At 67.2% G+C, this 19,787-nt stretch carries 18 protein-coding genes; 15 read left to right on the forward strand and 3 right to left on the reverse strand.

Features of this window, described 5'->3' with window-relative positions:
• Positions 1 to 62: 62 nt before the first annotated feature.
• Entirely contained in the window at positions 63 to 1,637 is a 1,575-nt protein-coding gene (locus BO1_RS41350; protein WP_028222584.1) for an AMP-binding protein, read from the reverse strand.
• A complete protein-coding gene (locus tag BO1_RS54985; protein ID WP_043288733.1) occupies positions 1,616 to 2,476 on the reverse strand; it encodes an IclR family transcriptional regulator in 861 nt (286 codons plus the stop codon). Before BO1_RS54985 ends, BO1_RS41350 begins: the two co-directional genes overlap by 22 nt.
• A gap of 436 nt (positions 2,477 to 2,912) precedes the next feature.
• Between BO1_RS54985 and BO1_RS41360 the strand changes: the two genes are divergently transcribed.
• Genes BO1_RS41360 through BO1_RS41370 form a run of 3 tightly spaced genes read left to right on the forward strand, consistent with a single transcriptional unit; the run spans position 2,913 to position 5,707 of the window.
• Positions 2,913 to 4,103, forward strand: a complete 1,191-nt coding sequence (locus BO1_RS41360) for a thiolase family protein (RefSeq protein ID WP_028222585.1) — start codon at positions 2,913 to 2,915, stop codon at positions 4,101 to 4,103.
• Positions 4,104 to 4,138: 35 nt separating this feature from the next.
• Positions 4,139 to 4,906: an SDR family NAD(P)-dependent oxidoreductase gene (locus BO1_RS41365; protein WP_028222586.1), complete on the forward strand. Its 768-nt coding sequence runs from the start codon at positions 4,139 to 4,141 to the stop codon at positions 4,904 to 4,906.
• A 36-nt stretch (positions 4,907 to 4,942) separates the two neighbouring features.
• On the forward strand, positions 4,943 to 5,707 hold the full coding sequence (locus BO1_RS41370) for a crotonase/enoyl-CoA hydratase family protein (RefSeq protein WP_028222587.1): 765 nt from the start codon (positions 4,943 to 4,945) through the stop codon (positions 5,705 to 5,707).
• A 95-nt stretch (positions 5,708 to 5,802) separates the two neighbouring features.
• Here the strand turns inward: BO1_RS41370 and BO1_RS54990 are convergent, their stop codons facing one another.
• Positions 5,803 to 6,825, reverse strand: a complete 1,023-nt coding sequence (locus tag BO1_RS54990; protein ID WP_167338440.1) for an acyl-CoA dehydrogenase family protein — start codon at positions 6,823 to 6,825, stop codon at positions 5,803 to 5,805.
• 804 nt (positions 6,826 to 7,629) lie between these two features.
• On the opposite strand from BO1_RS54990, the gene BO1_RS41380 reads away from it, so the two are divergent.
• From BO1_RS41380 to BO1_RS41440, 12 genes are all read left to right on the forward strand, one after another.
• Positions 7,630 to 8,868 carry an ABC transporter substrate-binding protein gene (locus BO1_RS41380; RefSeq protein ID WP_043288734.1) on the forward strand — a complete coding sequence of 413 codons (1,239 nt, stop codon included), beginning with the start codon at positions 7,630 to 7,632 and terminating at the stop codon, positions 8,866 to 8,868.
• A 145-nt stretch (positions 8,869 to 9,013) separates the two neighbouring features.
• On the forward strand, positions 9,014 to 10,228 hold the full coding sequence (locus BO1_RS41385; RefSeq protein WP_084688705.1) for an ABC transporter substrate-binding protein: 1,215 nt from the start codon (positions 9,014 to 9,016) through the stop codon (positions 10,226 to 10,228).
• A 61-nt stretch (positions 10,229 to 10,289) separates the two neighbouring features.
• The gene (locus tag BO1_RS41390; protein WP_028222590.1) at positions 10,290 to 11,162 is read left to right on the forward strand and encodes a branched-chain amino acid ABC transporter permease; all 873 of its coding nucleotides are present in this window, start codon (positions 10,290 to 10,292) and stop codon (positions 11,160 to 11,162) included.
• 5 nt (positions 11,163 to 11,167) lie between these two features.
• Complete coding sequence (locus BO1_RS54995; protein ID WP_043288735.1) at positions 11,168 to 12,169, forward strand: branched-chain amino acid ABC transporter permease; 1,002 nt, start codon at positions 11,168 to 11,170, stop codon at positions 12,167 to 12,169.
• Positions 12,156 to 12,896, forward strand: a complete 741-nt coding sequence (locus BO1_RS41400; RefSeq protein WP_043288736.1) for an ABC transporter ATP-binding protein — start codon at positions 12,156 to 12,158, stop codon at positions 12,894 to 12,896. The genes BO1_RS54995 and BO1_RS41400 overlap by 14 nt, the downstream gene beginning before the upstream one ends.
• Positions 12,889 to 13,590, forward strand: coding sequence for an ABC transporter ATP-binding protein (locus BO1_RS41405; protein WP_028222592.1), 702 nt, complete (start codon positions 12,889 to 12,891; stop codon positions 13,588 to 13,590). Before BO1_RS41400 ends, BO1_RS41405 begins: the two co-directional genes overlap by 8 nt.
• Positions 13,591 to 13,846: 256 nt before the next feature.
• Positions 13,847 to 14,161, forward strand: coding sequence for a hypothetical protein (locus BO1_RS55000; protein WP_043288737.1), 315 nt, complete (start codon positions 13,847 to 13,849; stop codon positions 14,159 to 14,161).
• Positions 14,162 to 14,554: 393 nt separating this feature from the next.
• The gene (locus BO1_RS41420) at positions 14,555 to 15,553 is read left to right on the forward strand and encodes a 2-keto-3-deoxygluconate permease (protein ID WP_028222593.1); all 999 of its coding nucleotides are present in this window, start codon (positions 14,555 to 14,557) and stop codon (positions 15,551 to 15,553) included.
• A 53-nt stretch (positions 15,554 to 15,606) separates the two neighbouring features.
• The gene (locus BO1_RS55005) at positions 15,607 to 16,986 is read left to right on the forward strand and encodes a four-carbon acid sugar kinase family protein (RefSeq protein ID WP_043288738.1); all 1,380 of its coding nucleotides are present in this window, start codon (positions 15,607 to 15,609) and stop codon (positions 16,984 to 16,986) included.
• A gap of 33 nt (positions 16,987 to 17,019) precedes the next feature.
• The gene (pdxA, locus tag BO1_RS41430) at positions 17,020 to 18,018 is read left to right on the forward strand and encodes a 4-hydroxythreonine-4-phosphate dehydrogenase PdxA (RefSeq protein ID WP_028222594.1); all 999 of its coding nucleotides are present in this window, start codon (positions 17,020 to 17,022) and stop codon (positions 18,016 to 18,018) included.
• Between the two features lie 171 nt (positions 18,019 to 18,189).
• Positions 18,190 to 18,972 carry a DeoR/GlpR family DNA-binding transcription regulator gene (locus BO1_RS41435; protein ID WP_028222595.1) on the forward strand — a complete coding sequence of 261 codons (783 nt, stop codon included), beginning with the start codon at positions 18,190 to 18,192 and terminating at the stop codon, positions 18,970 to 18,972.
• 158 nt (positions 18,973 to 19,130) lie between these two features.
• On the forward strand, positions 19,131 to 19,775 hold the full coding sequence (locus tag BO1_RS41440) for an FMN-binding negative transcriptional regulator (RefSeq protein ID WP_028222596.1): 645 nt from the start codon (positions 19,131 to 19,133) through the stop codon (positions 19,773 to 19,775).
• Positions 19,776 to 19,787 lie beyond the last annotated feature (12 nt).

The raw sequence follows: 19,787 nt of genomic DNA on the forward strand, positions 1-19,787 counted from the left end.
CAACGCCTGCGGCCCGCCGCGAAAACAAGGAAATGCCAACGCCCGCGAACACGCGAAAAAAATCATCGCACAGCGACCCGATACCGCTCTTTCAACAGCCGCCGCAGCAACTTCCCATTATCATGCCGAGGCAGCGCCTCCTCGAAATCCACCGATCTCGGCACCTTGATATGCGAGAGCCGTTCCCGGCAAAACGCCATCAGCGCCTCCACAAGCTCGGGACACGCGGCATCCCGCTCACGCAACTGCACAACGGCCTTCACGGCCTCCCCAAACTCAGCATGCGGCACGCCAATCACAGCCACATCAGCCACGGCAGGATGCTCTGCAAGCACATTCTCGATCTCCTGCGGATAGACGTTCACACCACCGCTGATGATGAGATCGACGCGCCGGTCGCTCAAATACAGATAGCCATCGGCATCCACATGCCCAATATCGCCATACGTCGCCCAACCGTGCCGATTGAAGACGCTCTGGGTCTTCACCGGATCGTTGAAATACTCGAACGGCGGCCCGCCTTCGAAGAACACACGGCCAATCTCGCCCACAGGCAAATCGCGGTCTTCATCGTCGACAATATGCAGCGTGCCGAACTTGGCGCGCCCAACCGAGCCGCGATGCGCAAGCCATTCCTCGGGCCCGATCGCCGTGAGCCCCACACCTTCAGAGCCCGCGTAGTACTCGTAAATCACCGGCCCGAACCATTCGATCATCTGCTCCTTGACGAGCGGCGGGCAAGGCGCGGCCGCGTGGATCGCCACTTTCAGGCTGCGCACGTCGTAGCGCTTGCGTACCGCCTCGGGCAGATTGAGCATGCGGATGAACATCGTCGGCACCCACTGGCTGTGAGTGACCCGATAGCGCTCGATCGTCTCGAGCGCGGCCTCGGGGTCGAACTTGCGCAGCACGATAATCCGGCCGCCCACGCGCAGCACGCGCATCAGATAGCGCAGCGGCGCCGCGTGATAAAGCGGCGCGGTGCTCAAATACACGGAGTCCTGATCGAATCCGAAGCTCTTGCGCCACGAAGCCATTTCGGTGTCGTCGATGGCGCGCTGCTCCCACGGCACGAGCGGCTTGAGCACGCCCTTGGGCAGACCCGTCGTGCCCGACGAGTAAAGAAAGTCGCGGCCCTGGGGGCAGGCGGGCAGCGGCTCGCGCGTGTCTACACGGGCGAGCGCATCGTTGAGCGAGGCGAAGCCGGGCGCCGGTGCGCAATCCGCCGCGCGGCCCGCGGCGTCTTCCGCTGTCGCCATGAAGCACGCGACGCCTTGCGTGGCGCCCTCGGTCACGAGCGTTTGCGCGAGCTCGCGCATCGCCTGCGAGGCGATCAGCACGCGCGCGCCGCAGTCCTTGAGGACGTGCGCGACCTCGCGTGTCTTCAACTGGATGCTGATGGGGGTGTAGTAGAGGCCGGCGCGCTCGGCGCCGACGGCGAGCACGGCAAGCGCGGGATGATTCTCGAACAGCAGCGCAATGCCGTCGCCGGGTTGCAGGCCAAGGCCGATCAGCCAGTGCGCGACCCGGTCCGCGCGTTCGTTCAGTGCTGCGTAAGTGAGGATTTCGTTGGTGCCGGCAAAGCGCAGGGCTTCTTTGCCGGGTGCTGCGACTGCTAGTTCGCGGACACGCTCCACGGTCTCGTCTCCATATCGTGCGCGGCTCCAGTCACACTGCCGAGCGCTGCCTCCACGCGCCTGACCAGCGACATCAGCCGGGGGGCAATGTCGGCGGTCAACTGGTTGCCGCTGATGTTGAATACCGCAATGGAACAACTGAAAACCCAGTACTCGTCGTCGATGGGCGAAGCGAGTGGAATCGCCACCGAATGAATTTCGCGCTGCATGTCGCCGTGCGAGATCGTGCAGCCGTATTCGCGCAACTCCTGCTGCGCCTGCGTGAGGCGCTGTGCGAGCAACTCGCCCTTGGCCGGGTCGCGCGTGAGCGTCTCCTGCAGGTACTGCTCGCGCGTCTCGGCCGGCACGGTCCACAGATACGCGCGGCCCGACGCCGTGCGCGAGAGCGAGACCCGCGTGCCGATCTCCGAGCGGTACACCGCGCTGCCCGCGCCCTGAATCACCTCGGCATAGGCGAGGTTCAGGCGATAGCCCACCGCGAGCGTCACCTGGCCCTGACAATAGTCGGCCAGCTCCTGCATCAGCGGCCGCGCAAGCTGGCGGATCGTCATGCGGCCGAGCGCGGGCGCGGCGAGGCTCAGCATCTCCGTGCCCAGCACGTACTTCGAAATGCGCTCCGAGTAGCGCAACAGACCGAACTCGCACAGCGTGTTGATGAGCCGTAGCGCCGTGGGCTTGGGCAGGCCCGTGCGCTCCACCAGCTCGCGCGCCGACAGCTCCGACGCCCCCATCGAAAAGCACTGCAGGATCCGCACGCCGCGCGCGAGCGCGCTCACAAGCTGCGAATCGGGCTGTGCATCAGCTGCATCGTCGCTGCGCGGGGTGGCCATGTCGGTCATTTCGGGTTCCTTCGTCAATGGTGAGGGCGCTGCAGGCCGGGTTGGGGCGAGCGCGGCCCGCCGTGCGGCAAACCCGGCATTCTAGCTTTCACCTGTGGGCTGGAACAATTTTTCAAGACGACTGGCTCATTTTTTCGCAACAGCGGCGCTTTGCCGCGCCTAAAAAGGCGCTCGAGCGTGCTGTCGCGGTTGAAATTCGATCCATTGAGTCCGAAACATGAGCCTAGTGTTGCGGATTGACGATCAGAAATCAACAAAAATGATCCTGGTGTGCCGAAAAATGTTAACCACTATTGAAATTTTGAGATGGTATGGTGTATTTTGATCCGGTGGATTCATTTTTAGTCTCCGGTGCGCGGTTTTTGCCATCGCGCTCTTGCCGCCGATGAAACGGCGCCACCGGTTTCCCCCCACTTCAACCATCGAGTGAACCATGATCCAAAGCGCGGTAATCGTCGACGCAGTGCGTAGTCCCATGGGCCGGAGCAAGGCGGGTGGCGCCTTCGTCGACTTGCATCCGGTCGACCTGCTTTCGCAGGTGATCCAGCAACTCGTCGAGCGCAACGACCTCGACCCCGGCACCGTGGACGACGTCATCATCGGCTGCGTGAGCCAGGTGGGCGACCAAGCCTCCACGCCGGGCCGCGCCGCCTGGCTCGCGGCCGGTTTTCCGCAGCACGTGCCATCGACCACGGTCGAGCGCAAGTGCGGCTCGAGCCAGCAGGCCGTGCACTTCGCGGCGCAAGCCGTCATGGCGGGCGTCAACGAGATCGTTATCGCGGGCGGCGTGGAGTCGATGAGCCGCGTGCCGATGGGCTCGTCGCGCATCGGCCGCGACCCGTACGGCGCGCGCTTTCACGCGCGCTACCCGCAGGGTCTCGTGGGCCAGGGCGTCAGCGCCGATCTGGTCGCGCAGAAGTGGGCACTCACGCGCGAGATGATGGATGCGTACGCAGCGCAGTCGCACTGCCGCGCCGACGCGGCGCGCGCCGCGGGCCAGTTCGCACGCGAGATCGTGCCGATCGAAGTGCAAGGCGAAACGGGCACGCGCCGCATCGACATGGACGAAACCATCCGCGCGGGCACCACGGCCGAGCGCCTCGCGAGCCTCGCGCCCTCGTTCGAGGACGCCGCGCTGGCCGAGCGCTTTCCGGGCATCCGGTTCAACGTGACGGCGGGCAACGCCTCGCAGATCTCCGACGGCGCGGCGGCGCTGCTCGTGATGAACGAACAGAAGGCGGCGCAACTGCGTCTGAAGCCGCGCGCGCGCATCGTCGCGTTCGATGTCTGCGGCGACGATCCGCTGATGATGCTTTCCGCGCCCATTCCCGCTACCGAGCGCCTGCTGAAGAAGGTCGGCCTCTCGATCGGCGATATTTCGCATTTCGAAGTGAATGAGGCGTTTGCCTCGGTGCCGCTCGCGTGGCAGAAGGCGCTGGGCGCGGACGCGTCGCGCCTGAACCCCGCGGGCGGCGCGATTGCGCTGGGGCACCCGCTGGGCGCGTCGGGCGCTCGCCTCATGACCACCATGCTCAATGCGCTCGAGCGCAGCGGCGGACGCTACGGCTTGCAGACGATGTGCGAGGCGGGCGGCATGGCCAACGCGACGCTCATTGAGCGCCTCTAGGCACAGCACGGCAACACAACGACAGGAGATACGGCATGGAACTGAAGGGAGCGGTAGCCGTGGTGACGGGCGGCGCGTCGGGCCTCGGTCTCGCGAGCGCGAAGCAACTATTGGAGAAGGGCGCACAGGTTGTGATTGCCGACCTCGCGAGCTCGCGCGGGGCGGCGGTGGCCGACGAACTGGGCCCGGCGGCGAGCTTCGTGCCCGCCGACGTCACCAGCGAAGCGGACATGACGGCCGTGTTCGACGCGGCCACGAAGCGCGGCACGCTGCGCGCGCTCGTGCACTGCGCGGGCCGCGGCGGCGCGGTGCGCCTGATCGAGAAAGACGGCTCGCCCGGCTCGTTGCAAGCCTATGAAGACGTGGTGAGGGTGAATCTCATCGGCACCTTCAACGCGCTGCGGCTCGCGGCGGCGGCCATGGCGCGCAACACGCCGAACGCGGGCGGCGAGCGCGGCGCCTGCGTGCTGACCGCATCGGTGGCCGCCTACGAAGGGCAGATCGGCCAGGTGCCGTATGCGTCGTCGAAAGCGGGCGTGGTCGGCATGACGCTCGTGGCCGCGCGCGATCTTGCGAGCAAGGGCATTCGCGTGTGCACCATCGCGCCGGGCCTGTTCGACACGCCGCTGCTCGCACGCCTGCCCGATGAGATTCGCGATGCGCTCGGCAAGATGGTGCCGTTCCCGCCGCGCCTGGGTGTCGCCGACGAGTTTGCCTCGCTCGCGCTGCACATTCTCGAGAACCCCATGCTCAACGGCGAAACGATCCGCCTCGACGGCGCGATCCGCATGCAGCCGCGCTGAGCGGACCTTCGGGACGCTCACAGAACAGGAGAGCACATGAGCGACGAATTGCTGATCGAGTACCGCGATGGCATCCAGATCCTCACGATCAACCGGCCGCAGGCGCGTAACGCCTGCACGAAGGCAGTGGCCGAGGCCATGGCCGCGGCACTCGACGAACTCGAGCGCCGCGACGACCTGCGCGTTGCGATCCTCACCGGCGCGGGCGGCACGTTTTGCGCGGGGATGGACCTCAAGGGCTTCCTCAAGGGCGAGCGCCCGAGCTTGCCTGGGCGCGGCTTCGCGGGCCTGACCGAGGCGCCGCCGTCCAAGCCGCTGATTGCGGCGGTGGAAGGCTACGCGCTCGCGGGCGGTTTCGAGCTCGTGCTCGCGAGCGACCTCGTGGTCGCGGCGCAGAACGCGCAGTTCGGGCTGCCCGAGGTGAAGCGCGGCCTCGTGGCTGCCGCGGGCGGGCTGTTGCGCTTGCCGCATCAGTTGCCCGAACGCATTGCCATGGAGCTCGTGCTGACCGGCGACATGTGCGATGCGCAGCGCGCGTACGCGTACGGCCTCGTGAACCGGCTCACGCCACCGGGCGAGGCGCTTGCGGGCGCGCTCGAACTGGCGCAGCGCATCGTGGCGAACGGACCGCTCGCCGTGGCCGCGAGCAAGCGCGTGATGAAGGCGTCACGCGATTGGGCGCAAGATGAGATGTTCGCGCGGCAACGCGCGATCACGGAGCCGGTGTTCGCGTCCGCCGATGCGCGCGAGGGGGCGGCGGCGTTTGCGGAGAAGCGGCCGGCACGGTGGCAGGGGAGATAGCGGCCGCACGCGCGCCACGCCGGTGGTCGTTGCGTGGCGCGCGCCGCCTGAGTCGTACGCCAGCGGCGTGTCCTCAGAGCGGTCGCAGCGCGTTTTCAGTGCGTCCAGGTGTCGGTGCGGGGCGGCATCGCAGCTTCATCAAGCGCATCAAAAATCCCGACTACACCCTCGGCCGCGCCATTCCAGTGATCGAGCGCGTGCGTACCCACGATCTCATCCCAGAAGGATTCCGAACCATATTGCAGGCGCTGCGCATGTAGCCGCCGCGTATAGAGCTGCAGATCGAACCCGGCGGCGATGCCCATCGCGCCCACGAGGCCATGCGCGCCGTTCGCGACAAGCGGCGCCGCGCGGCTCGCGCGCGCCTTGGCAATCGCGCTCGCGAGGCGCTGCCGGCCGCTGCGATGCGCGGCGCAGCCGAGCTGCGCGGCCATGCGCGTGGCCGCGACGTGTCCGGCCATCACGCTCAGTTGCTGCTGCACGGCCTGGACCTTGCCGGGCGAGCCGCCCAATGGCTGGCGCTCGTTCACATAGCCGGTCGTCATGTCGAGCACGCGCTGCATCGCGCCCGCCATGGTGGCCGCGGTCACGAGCGCGCCCAGCTCGGCAATGCCGCGCGCGGGCAGCGCGTACGCCGTGCGCGTGTCGAAGCTCACGGTGGCGTCCAGCGCTTCGCCATGCTTCTCCACGCAGGCCGTATCGAGCGAGACGAGAAACGTGCCCGCCGACGTTTCGACCACGACCGCGTCGGCCACCTGCCCGTAAGGCACGAAGGCCATGCTTTGCGTGGAATCGGCGATCGCCAGCGCGACGGGCCCGCGCGGCGCCTCCACGCCGGCCGCGGCCAGCAGATGACGCGCGATCATCGTGTGCGCCGCCGGCAGCGGCAAGGCGTGCTGGCCGAACGCGAACAGCACGCCCGCGGCCTCGGCGAGCGGCAAGTCCGCGCCGCCCTGCGCCTCGGGCACGAGCGCGTCCAGCAATCCCCGTGCTTCGAGTTGCCGCCAGAGCTCGCGGCCCGCGCGGCGGTCGTGCGCCGCTTCCACGCCGCGCACGAATTGCGGTGTGCAGAGGTCGGCGAGCACGGTTTGCGCCGAGGCGGTCAGCATGTCGTCCATTCGTTTCTCCCCTTTGTTTAGCGTAGTCCTGGCATCGCCCGCGCTCAGGCGGGCCGGCCCGCTTCGAACGCCTGCCCGTAGAAGCCGCGGCCAGGCAGTTGCGCGTCCGGTGCTATCGCCATGTCTCATCCCCATGCTTTTTTCTAAAGGGCGGCGCGTGAGCGCGGCCCAATTCCGTCCCGATTCTAGGATCGCGGTCAAGACGAGGCAACCTGAAAAAATCCCCGCTGCATCAATTGACCCTCTGTTTAAGGCCTTGTTTCGTTGATTCGAAAACAAAAATCGCGTGCCACGCCCATAACTTCGGGGTATACGCCAGGTCTGTGCCGAGGCGGACGGGCTGTGCCACTTTCCTGCGCAACAATCCATTGCCGGATCCGAAATGGCGTAGTGCGCGCGAAACGGAAATATCAGCTGGCTAGTTGCATATGCAATTAATCTTCGACGCTGCGCGAATGATCGGTGTGTACCGTATTTTTTTGAGGGTTTTCCCGTAGCCGCCGAGGCCGCCGGACAGGCAGGCTTGAAGCCCGCCCCCACACCTAGGTGCAATTGCCGACTTCCACCGAGCCGAACGCCGGCTTTTCCGAAAACAAATTGTTAGCTTGCTGGTGCTCGCCCACACTGGCACCTGTTCCATAGCGGCAAACCCAATGCAGCAGGCGTTTCGCAGCCACTGGGCGCAACGCACCCGGCCCCCCCGGGGCCGTTGGCCGACGGAGTCGCTATCGAATGATTCGAAATGCGAAATAAAACGCGGCGGTAAACCCTCATACAAAAGGCCCTCGAGGCAACGGAGGAGACATGACCCGATTCAAGCCGCGCGCCGTGCAGGCGCGCCGTGCCGTGCGAACGCTGCGCCGTCTCGCCGGCGGCGGCGCCTCGACAGCAGCGCTGGCCGCCGCGCTAAGCGGCCTCCTGGCACCGGCGCAAGCCCACGCAAGCGAATGGAAGGTGGGCGTCGAGTTGCCGCTGACCGGCCCGCTCGCGCAAGCCGGCACGGAGATGTACCGCGGCATCCAGGTGGCCGCCGACCAGTTCAACCGGCGCCATCCGCAAGACAAGATCACGCTCGTCGCCATTGATGACGAGTCGAATCCGGCCAAGGCCGTCGCGGCTGTCGAGCAGCTCGCCTCGCAGCACGTGGTGGCCGTCGCGGGCGCGGCGAACTCGAACTGCGCGGGCCCGGCCTCCGAGGCCGCGAGCAAGGCAGGGCTCGTCTACGTCACCTCGGGCGGCACCAGCGACGACATGGTCACGCGCGGCCTCAAGAACTTTTTTCGCGTGAGCAACACGCCCGGCTATACGAAGGGCATGACGGGCCTCTTCGAGACGCTCGGCGTGAAGTCGGTGGCCATCGTCTATTCGACGAAGGACGCAACCAGCGACCTCGCGCGCCAGTTGGACGCCGCGCTCAAGGCCAAGGGCGTGAAGACCTTCCTGCATGCCTACGATCCCTCGATCAGCGACTTCAAGCCGCTCATCAACAAGGTGAAGCTGCAGGACAAGCCCGATGCCATGGCCATGCTCGGCTACGAGAACGACTACGTGGGCATTCTGCGCGCCTCGCGCGTGCTCAAGCCCGAGCTCAAGGCGATTGCCGCGCCGTGGGCGTTCGCGAGCCCGAAGATGGCGCAGTCGTTCCCCGATCTCGTGCCGAACGTGTACGGCGCGACCGTGCTCTCGTCGCCGGCCGACTACCGCTCGGCGGACCAGCGCGACTTCTCCGACACCTATGAGCGGCTCTTCAAGACCGTCTCGAACTACCAGTCGCAGACTTCGTTCGTCTACGCGCAACTGCTCTTTGACGCCATTGCGAGCGCGCAGAAGGCCGGCACGCTCGACAAGGGCGGCCTGGCCGACACCTTGCGCGCCACCCGGCGCGACGACACCTTCCTCGGCAAGGTGAGCTTCGATGCGCGCGGCGACAACCCGAACTATGTCGCGCACATGGGCCAGTTCGCCGCGAACGGCAAGCTCGCGCTCGTCTGGCCTGCGCAATATGCCACCGTGAAACCCGCCTACCCTGGCGTGCCGTGGTGAGCCTCCGCGATCCAGATAGCGCCTGAAATCCTCGCCACGCGAAGCGCGCATGCAGACGCGCCGCGCGCGAGTTGCACGAAGCATGCCCTCGCCATCGAGCCAGGGCGCGCACGACAACACCATAAAAGACGGTTTGGAGGACTCGATGTCCCGCAGCACTTCTCGCAACGCCGATTGCGGCAAAGGGCGCGCGTTCGCGCGCGCGATCATCAACCTTGGCGCCTGTGCGCTCGCGCTGCTGGCAGCCACACCGTCCGCATTTGCGGACGTGCTGCCGGTGGGCGTCGAGTTGCCGCTCACGGGCTCGATGGCGCGCGCGGGCAACGCGCAGCTCGAAGGCATCAAGGTGGCCGCCGACATGTTCAATCGCGGCAATGGCAAGCACAAGGTCGCGCTCACCGTGATCGACGACGAAGCGCAACCGGCCAAGGCCGTTTCCGCCGTGGAGAAGCTCGCCTCGCAGGGCGTGCTCGCGATTACCGGCGGCTACGGCTCGAACGCCGTGAGCCCGGCTTCGGAGGCGGCCGACAAGGCCGGCCTCGTGTACATCACCTCGGGTGCTGTCGACAGCGCGATGACTTCGCGCGGCCTCAAGCGCTTTTTCCGTATCGGGCCCGCATCGGGCTACTCGAAGGCCGTGTTGGGGCAGCTCGATGCGATGGGCGTGAAGTCGGTGTCGATCGTGGCCTCGACCAGGCAGGCCACCACCGATCTGAGCAACGACGTTTCCACGAAACTGCGTGCGCAGGGCGTGACGGTGACCGTGCACGCGTTCGAGCCCACGATGACGGATTTCAAGCCGCTCGTGAACAAGATCCGCCTGCAGGACAAGCCCGAAGTCATGCTGATGATCGGCTACGAGAACGACTATATCGGCATCCTGCGCGCAGCCAAGGTCCTCAAGCCACAACTGAAGGCGGTGATGGGGGTATGGGCGATTGCCACGCCGAAGATGGCCGCCGAGTTTCCGGACCTCGTGAACAACGTGATCGGTTGCGCGATGCTGCCGCATCCGGCGCAGTTCGGCAGCGCCGAAGGCAAGGCGTTCGTCGACGCCTATGTGGCCGCGTACAAGAAGGAGCCCGACTACGTGGCCGAGTTCGCGTTCGTGCAGTCGATGCTGCTGTTCAACGCGATGGCGCGCGCCGCCGACGCCGGCACGCTCAAGAAGGACGGCATTGCCGCCGAGCTGCGCGCGAAGCCGCACGACACGCTGATCGGCAAGGTGAGCTTCGCGGCCAACGGCGAGAACCCGGCGTTCTCCAACAACATGGCGCAGATTCAGGGCGACCGTATCGTGCTCGTGTGGCCGAAGGAGCGCGCCACGGGCAAGCTCAACTATCCGGCGCTGCCATGGTGAGTGCGCCGCGTTCGCCGCATTCGTTGCTATCGCCGCAATCGTCGTTCTGAAGGAGGTCGCGATGACCGAACTCGTTTTGCAATCGCTGTACTCGGGCGTGCTCGTGGGCGGTGCGTATGCACTCGTCGCGCTCGGGCTCGCGCTCGTGTTCGGCTCGATGCGCATCATCAACCTCGCGCACGGCGAACTCGTGCTGCTGGCGGCCTATATCGCCTACACGTTCGAGACACGCCTGAACCTGAACCCGGTGTTCGCGATTCCGGTGGCCATTCCGGTGGTGTGCGTGGCGGCCGTGGCCGCGTGGTATCTGGTGAGCTGCATCAAGCGCGACCGCGAGCTGAATTCGCTGATCCTCACCTATGGCATCGGCATCGTGCTGACCAACGCCGTGCTGCTGGGCTGGGGCGCCGATGTGCGCTCGACCGGCAACGCCTGGCTGCAAGACAGCGTGATGCTCGGCAACCTGCTCTCCATGCGCAGCGAAGTGCTGTCGTTCGGCATCAGCGTCGTATTGATGTTCGCGCTCTGGTGGTGGCTCTCGCGCTCGTGGTACGGCCGCGCCGTGCGCGCGATCTCGAGCAACCGAGATGCCGCGCGCCTCATGGGCATCGATCCGCGCAAGACCGAGCTGGTCTCGTTCGTCGTGGCGGGCGTGCTGGCCTCGTGCGCGGGCGTGTCGATCTACGCGTCGAGTGCCGTGCAGCCTTCGATAGGCGAGGCGCTCACCGTGAAGGCGTTCATCATCACCGTGCTTGCGGGCGTGGGCTCGATTCCGGGCGTGCTGGCGGGCGCGATGCTGCTGGGCATTACCGAGGCGCTGACCGTCACGCTCGCGAGCTCCGCATTGCAGGAGCTGGCCGGCATGCTGCTGTTCCTGATCGTGCTGTACGTGCTGCCCAACGGCCTGTTCGGCGTGGCGAAGCGAAGGGGGTAAGGCCGATGACGACGCCATTCAATCCGCAAGCGGGCCGTACTGCGTGGCCCGCATCACGTGTGGCGGTGCTGGCCGTCACGCTGGCCGTGCTCTATGTGGCCGTGCCGCTCGTGCTCGGCCAGAACCTCTATCTGATGAGCCTCGCTGTGGCCTCGCTCACGATTGCGGGCATCGCGCTCGCGTGGGCCTTGCTCGGCAACCTGGGCGGCATGGTGAGCTTCGGGCACAGCGCGTTCTTCGGCGTGGGCTCGTACATCTCGGCGCTGCTCACGCTGAAGGCGGGCTGGCCGGTGTTTCCCGCGATCGCCGCGGGCGGCGTGGGCGCGGCGCTGGCCTCGTTCGCCATGGCGCCCGCGCTGCGCCTGAAGGGGCCGTACTTCGCGCTGGCGATTCTCGCCTATGCGCAGATCTTCCGTATCGTCGCGACCGAATGGTCGGGGCTCACGGGCGGTGCGAGCGGCCTTTCCAGCATTCCCTCGCTGCCGAAGGTGGCGGGCTTCGACTTCGGCAGCAAGAGCGGCGGTTACCTGGTGATCCTCACGATCGTCATCGTTTTCGCCGCGGTCTATGCGAAGCTGCGCGGCTCGCACGTCGGGCTCGCGCTGCGCGCGATGCACGAGTCGGAGGACGCCACGCGCGTGGTGGGCGTGAACAGCGTCATCCTCAAGCTCGCGATGCTGATGCTCTCCGCGCTCATGACGGGCCTCGTGGGCGCCTTCAACGCGCACTACATCAACTTTCTCGAGCCCGACTACGCGTTCAACGCGAGCTGGGCCGTGGTGCCCATCATCGCGGCGATCTGCGGCGGCTATCGCACCATCCTCGGCCCGCTGGTGGGCGCGGTGTCGGTGTACCTGATCGATCAGCTGGTGCTCAAGAGCCTGCTGCCGACGGGGCATCAGATCGTGCTCGGCATGCTGCTCGTGGCGATGATCATCGTGAGTCCCGCGGGCCTGACCGCGCTGCGCCTCAAACGTACCCGGCGAGGTGTTTATGCAGCAGGCTGAATCAAAAGCGGAACTGCAGTTGCAGGACGTGTCGATCCGCTTTGGCGGCATCACGGCGGTGAGCGGCGTCTCGCTCACGCTCGGCACGCACGACGTGGTGGGCCTCGTCGGCCCCAACGGCGCGGGCAAGACCACGCTCTTCAACGCGGTCTCGGGGCTCGTGCGCCCCACCAGCGGGTCGATCCGCTTCGAGGGCGTGGACCTGCTCAAGACGCCGCTGTACCGGCGCGCGCGCCTTGGCATCGGGCGCACCTTCCAGGTGCCGCAACCGATGCACGAGCTCACGGTGCGCGAGAACCTCGTGGTCGCGCAGCGTTTCGGCGCGGGCCGCGTGGACGAGGCGCGCATCGACGAAATCCTCGATTTTCTGGGGCTCGCCGGCAAGGCGCAGCGCGACGCGGCCACCGAGCTGGCGCTCACGGAGCTCAAGGCGCTCGAAGTGGCGAAGGCGCTGGCGACAGGACCCAGGCTGCTGCTGCTCGACGAAGTGCTGGGCGGCCTCGAGACGGCCACCAAGCGGCGCTTCATGAAGACGCTCATCGACGTGCACGAGCGCTATAACGTAGGCATCCTGATCATTGAGCACGATATCGAAACGGTGATGAACCTGTGCCGCCGCGTGGCCGTGCTCAACTTCGGCAAGCTGATCGCCGATGGGCCGCCGGCCGAGGTGTTCCGCGATCCGGAAGTGGTGCGCAGCTATACGGGGGAGGCGGCCCATGCTTGAGATCAACAACGTGCGCGCGGGGTACGGCGCGATCAACGTGCTGTGGGACGTGACGCTGAACGTGGCGAGCGGCGAGGTGACCACCATCGTCGGCCCCAACGGCGCGGGCAAGACCACGCTGCTGCGCGCCATCATGGGGCTCGTGCCGCTCGAGCGTGGGCAGATCGCCTTCGCAGGCGCGCCGCTCGCAGGCGTGCCCACTTGGGACATGGCGCAACGCGGCATTGCGATGGTGCCCGAGGGCCGCATGATCTTCCGCGACATGTCGATCGAGGAAAACCTCATGCTGGGCGCGTTCGCGAAGACGCGCCGCGCCGGGGCCGCCCGGCAGCTCGAAGAGGTCTACGCGCTTTTCCCGCTGCTCAAGGAGCGCCGCGCGCTGCCGGCGGGCACGCTCTCGGGCGGGCAGGCGCAAATGCTCGCGCTCGGACGCGGCCTCATGTCGGCGCCGCAACTGATGCTGATCGACGAGCCCTCGCTCGGACTCGCGCCCGTGATGGTGCAGGAAGTCTTCGCGATTCTCGAGCGGCTGAAGGCGGCGGGCCGCACGATCGTGCTGGTCGAGCAGAACACCCATATGGCGCTGCGGCTGGCCGACCAGGTCTACCTCATGCAGGGCGGCAAGGTCACGTTCGCGGCGCGCGCGGCGGAGGTGGAGGTCGAGGCGCTGCACGACATGTACTTTGCGCGTTGAGGGTGTGGCTGGGGTGGGGGTAGGCTCAGGGCGCGAAATTGAGACGCACGGTCAAGGCTGCCGGACAAGCCTGGGTATTGTCGCTGGGTAACCAACAAGGGGGATCGGCCGCGTTCGGGACGTTGACGAACGAGGGGCGGCCGGGGAACACCTCGCGCATCGCGGCGCGGGTCCGGGGGATAGATCGACCCGCGGCGACGATGCTCCGGACCGCCCTTCCCGGGCGCCGGAACCCTACGACCACAGGCAAAAAATAATGCGTTCCACACAGCAGCCACAGAGACCGAACGCCGGCAGCCTGCTGCCGGCCAGCCTTGCCGACACCGAACTCGACCACGTCGAGCGCATGGTCCAATACGTGACCCACGTGCAGGGCGCCCATTCGCCGCGCGGGATCGACGCCGATTACTGGAAGAAGCGCCTGCGCGTGCTCGAGCAGACTTACGACCTCGTGGCCACGCAACGCCAGCGTGTGGCCAGGCTGTTCGCGATGCTCGAGCGCGGTGAGCACGATGGACGCGCCGGCTGCGAGCCGCGCACCGCCGCGCCGCGTCGCGCTTTTGTCGCGTAACTGATCCCTTCCTCGCAATTCGTCGTACGCAATGGAGTCGCCGGGCCTTCCGGCGGCCCCTGCATGCGCTTCACCCCATCGACGAGCCCGGTCGGAGCCCGCCGCCGGCTTCGCGCTGGCACATGGCTGGCCGCGCACGGCATCGATCCGCAGGCAGATTCTCCTGCTGCGCCCGCTCGGGGCGCGGCATTTCCAATTTCGCCCACGCGTCCCCAATTTGATCGTTTCAATCGCAGAAATGATTGAATTGCGCAAAATAGACGGCGCAGCTACACTCCGTGATGATCGTTTCAATCAAAACAGTGCGCAATCCGATCAAGCCGATCAAACCGATCAAGCCGATCAAGCTGGCCTGCGGCGTGCGCCGAACGGATCATCATCGAGGAGATTCGCATGGCCCAGATTCCCATCAAGCGTTCGATCGAGCGCGTTCCCGGCGGCATGATGATCGTGCCGCTGCTCGCCGGATCGCTCGTGGCGACATTCGTGCCCGGTTTGCCGAAGTTCTTCGGCTCGTTCACGAACGCGCTTTTCACGGGCGCGCTGCCGATCCTCGCCGTGTTCTACGTGTGCATGGGTGCGAGCATCGACGTGAAGGCCACGCCGTATCTGCTCAAGAAGGGCGGCGCGCTGTTCGTCACCAAGGTGGGCGCGGCGATCCTGATGGGGATTGCGATGGGCCATCTGCTCGGCGAGCAGCCGATCGCCTCGGGCCTGTTCGCGGGGCTCTCCACGCTGGCCGTGGTCGCGGCGATGAACGATACCAACGGCGGCCTTTACATGGCGCTGATGGGCCAGTACGGCCGCTCCGAGGACGTGGGCGCCTACACGATCATGTCGCTCGAATCAGGGCCGTTTCTCACCATGGTCACACTCGGCGTGGCGGGGCTTTCGGCGTTTCCGTGGCAGACGCTCGTGGGCAGCATCCTGCCGCTGTGCGCGGGCATGCTGCTCGGCAATCTCGACCGCGAAATGCGCGCGTTTCTGGCGCGCGCCGTACCGGTCATGATTCCGTTCTTTGCGCTGGCGCTGGGCGCGGGCCTCGACCTGCACAAGGTCTGGCAGGCCGGCTTGCTTGGCATGGGCCTCGGCATCGCAGTCGTGATCGTCACCGGCATTCCGCTCTATTTCGCGGACCGCGTGACGGGCGGCACGGGCGTGGCCGGGGTGGCGGCGGCCAACACGGCGGGCAATGCGGCGGCCGTGCCTGCGCTGGTCGCAGCGGCCAATCCGGTCTACGAGCCGGCGGCGCAAAGCGCGACGCTGCTCGTGGCGGCCTGCGTGGTCGTGACGGCAATCGCCTCGCCCGTGCTCACGGCCTGGGTCGCGAGGCGCGTAGAGGCGCGCCACGGGGCACGCGCGCAAAGCGCAGAGAACGTGAAGGCATGCTGAAGCACGTGCAATAGCAAGACGAGTAGCAAGACCAATGGCAAGAGGCGCACTCCATGAAGCTTTTGATCATCGCCGATGATTTGTCCGGTGCCGCCGACTGTGCGATCGGGTTCGCGAACGCGGGTCATCCGACGATCGTGACGTTGGAAGTGGCGGGCGGCGATCCGTCGGGCGGCGAACCGTCGGGCGGCGATCCGTCGGGCGGCGCTTCGGCTCGCGCGATGACGGCGGACGACGCCGAGGTGATCGCTGTCGACACCGACACGCGCCGCCTCAGCGCCGCCGACGCGGCCGCGCGCACCGCGCACGCGTTCGCGGTGCTGGGTGGGCAGCGCCGCCTCTACAAGAAGATCGACTCGACGCTGCGTGGCAACTGGGCCGCTGAAGTCGCGGCACTGCAGGCGGGCGCCGGGCTCGCGATCGTGGCGCCCGCGTTTCCCGCGATGGGCCGCACGGTTCGCGAGGGCGGCCTCTACGTACACGGCGTGCCGCTCGAGCGCACCGAGACATGGCAACTCGAGCACGCGGGCCGCGCCGCGAGCATGGCCGCCATGCTCGCGGCGGCGGGCGTGAAGAGCGAGCGCTTCGACGCGGCGCTGCTGCACGGCGACCCGCGCGCACTGGCGCGCCGCATCGCGCTGATCGCGTGCGAGGGCGCGGACGGTGCGCAGGCCTTGATCGTCGATGCCCAAAGCGCGGACGACTTGCGCGAGCTCGCGCGCGCCACGCTCGCGCTTGAAAGCGCATTCTTCTGGGTTGGCTCGGGCGGCCTCGCGCGCGAGCTCGCGACGCTCGACATGCCGCGCGCGACGAACGAAGCGCAGGTGTGCCATCGCAAGGAGAACGGCAGCGCCGCTGGCCCGATTCTCGTGCTGGTGGGCAGCCTGTCGGCGGTAGGCGAGCGGCAATGCGCCGTGCTGCGCGAGCGCGTGAGCGCCGAGGCCCGCAAGGGCCTTGTCGAGCTCGTGGTGCCGCCCGCCGTACTGCGCGCGGGCGCGGCGCATGAAGCCTGGCCGCTATGGGACGCACGCATTGGCGCGACGCTCGGCGGCCATAACGACTTGCTGCTGCGCATCGGCCGTGACGAAGCTTTCGATCCCGCCGAGGGCGCGCAGCTCTCGGCCATGCTGGCCGCGCTGGTCGCGCCGCACTTCACCCGGATCGGCGGCCTGATCGCGACAGGCGGCGAGACCGCGCGCGCGATGCTCGACGCAGCCGGCATCGGCAGCCTGCGGCTCATTGCCGAGGTCGAAGCGGGTGTGGCCGTGGCGCGGCCGCACGGCTCGACACACAGGCACGGGCATCGGCCTGCCGTGGTCACGAAGGCGGGTGCCTTCGGCACCGATGCGGCCTTGTACGCAGCCTGGCTGCACCTGAGCAACTTGACAGACGAGGGCACGGCGCGCACCCCGCAGCGCACCGGAGCCGAATGAACACCACTGGCATTGAGCATCATTGAGGAACACATGAGCACCTATATCCCCGTCATCGGCCTTACGATGGGCGACGCCACTGGCGTTGGCCCCGAGGTGATCGTCAAGAGCCTGACGCACGCCGAGGTCTACGCACAGTGCCGCCCGCTCGTGATCGGCGACGCGCGCCGACTCGAGCGCGCCATCGCCATCTGCGGGCTGAAGCTTGCGGTGCGGCGCGTGGGCGATCCGTCCGGGGCGCGCTACGAGCCGGGCACGATCGACGTGATCGACCTGCACCTGATCCCCGACGATCTGCCCTTCGGCCAGCTCTCGCCGCTCGCGGGCGACGCCGCGTACCAGTACATCGCGCGCGCGGTCGAACTCGCGCAGGCAAAGCAGATCGATGCGATCTGCACGGCGCCGCTGAACAAGGAAGCGCTGCACGCGGGCGGCCACAAGTATCCGGGCCACACAGAAATGCTCGCGCACCTCACGGGCGTGAACGAAGTCTCGATGATGCTGGTTGCCCCGCAATTGCGCGTGATTCACGTGACGACGCACATCGGCATCATCGACGCGATCCGCAAGATCGAGCCTGGCCTCGTGCAGCGCACGATCGAGCGCGGTAACGCCACGCTCGTGAAGGCCGGCATTGCGAAGCCGCGCATCGGCGTGTGCGGGATCAATCCGCATGCGGGCGAGAACGGCCTGTTCGGCTATGGCGAAGAAGAAGAGAAGATCATTCCGGCGGTGAAGCGGCTGCAGGAACGCGGCCTCGACGTGACCGGCCCGCTGCCCGCCGACACGCTGTTTTTCCGCGCGGGACGTGGCGACTTCGATCTCGTGGTGGCGATGTATCACGACCAGGGCCACGGTCCGGTCAAGGTGCTCGGACTCGAAGCGGGCGTGAACGTGACGGTGGGCCTCGAAGTGATCCGCACTTCGGTCGATCATGGCACGGCGTTCGATATCGCGGGCACGGGCGTCGTGGACGAAGGCAGCATGCTCGAAGCGTTGCGCCAGGGCGCGGAGCTTGCAACGCGGCGCTGAACGCGCACGGCAGGCACGCCGCGCATGCCGCGCGCCGGCGGCCCGCACGGTTGCGCGAGCCGCTGGGCGCGTTCGTTCGTGCCGCGTGTGTTCGTGTAAGATCGTCGGGTCCGCGGGCGCCGGACGAATGCGATTCGGCGCCTGCTCGTCCACGCAGCGAACCCCATTGCAATGAAAGCATCCGATCGTCAACGCGCCATTCTCGAACTCGTGCAGACGCGCGAGGCCAACGTCGAACAGTTGACCGAGGTGCTGGGCGTGTCGGAAGCCACCATCCGCCGCGATCTGGCGGTGCTGCACAAGCAGCGCCGGCTCGTGCGCACCTATGGCGGCGCGACGGCGCTGGTGGGCGTGCACGAGCCGGAGGCCTCGCTGGAGGAACGCAAGGCGGCGCGGCGTGAGCAGAAGGAGACGATCGCGCTTGCGGCGGCCGCTCACGTTCACGACGGCGACACGGTCATGCTCGATGGCGGCACGACCTGTGCGGCGCTGGCGCGCCACCTGGTCGCGCGCAACGACCTGCACGTGGTCACCAACAATCTGCTGGCCGTGACGACGCTCGCGAACGCGCCGGGCGTGCAGGTCACGCTGCTCGGCGGCGATTTGCGCAGCTCCAGCATGAGCACGCTCGGGCCGCTGGCCGAGTTGCTGCTCACACGCGTGAGCGTGGACAAGGCCTTCCTGGGCGCCGATGGCGTGGTCGCGGGCTTCGGCCTGTGCGAAGCGAGTGCGCCGCAGGCCTCGCTCAAGGACTGCATGATCCGGCGCGCGGCGCAGATCATCGTGCTGGCGGACGCCGACAAGCTCGGCCGCGCGCGTCAGCAGCACTGGACGCCCATCGAGCGCGATTGGCGTCTGATCACCGCGGCGAGCGCGAGCGAAGCGGCGCTCGCACCGTTTCGCGCGCTGCCGCAGGTGGTGGTGGAGCTGGCGGGGGACGCGGCCCCGCGTTGAGAACGGCAAGCGGCGCGGCTTCAGGCGCCGCCGCTGGTTCCCCACTGCGGCCCGACGCTGGCTCTACAGCCCGCGCCGCTTTGGCGCGACAATAGCGGGATCATTGTTACAGGCGCGCGGCCCGAACGCCGTTAGCGCCGCCCAACCGCGGAGCCGCCATGTACGTCCCAGCCCATTTCGACGAGTCCCGAACCGAAGTCCTGCACGCGCTCATCGCGCAGCACCCGTTCGGCACGCTCGTCACGCACGGGGCAAGCGGGCTGGACGCCAATCACATTCCGTTCGAACTCCTTGCCAATGAAGGCGCGCTCGGCACGCTGCACGCCCACGTCGCGCGCGCGAATCCGCTCTGGCAGGACGTGGCCGACGGCGACGAAGTGCTCGCCATCTTCCGCGCCGGCGACGCCTATATCTCACCCACCTGGTATCCGAGCAAGCACGAAACGCACCGCCAGGTGCCCACCTGGAATTATGTGGTCGTGCACGCGCACGGCCGCATCCGCATCCGCGACGACGAGAAATTCGTGCGCGGCGTGGTGGCCCGGCTCACGCGCACGCACGAGGCGAACGAGCCGAAGCCCTGGAAGATGGGCGACGCGCCCCAGGACTACCTCGACACCATGCTCAAGGCGATCGTCGGGCTGGAGATCGAGATCACACGCCTCGTAGGCAAGCGCAAGCTCAGCCAGAACAAGGAGGCGCGCGACATCCACGGCGCGGGCGACGCGCTCGTGGCGCGCGGCCGGGAAGACCTTGGCGAGCAGATGCTCGAGATCGCCGCGCGCAAGGCGGAGCAGGGCTGAAACGCGCGCGGC

The sequence above is a fragment of the Paraburkholderia oxyphila NBRC 105797 genome (assembly GCF_000685075.1).
Lineage (GTDB): Bacteria > Pseudomonadota > Gammaproteobacteria > Burkholderiales > Burkholderiaceae > Paraburkholderia > Paraburkholderia oxyphila.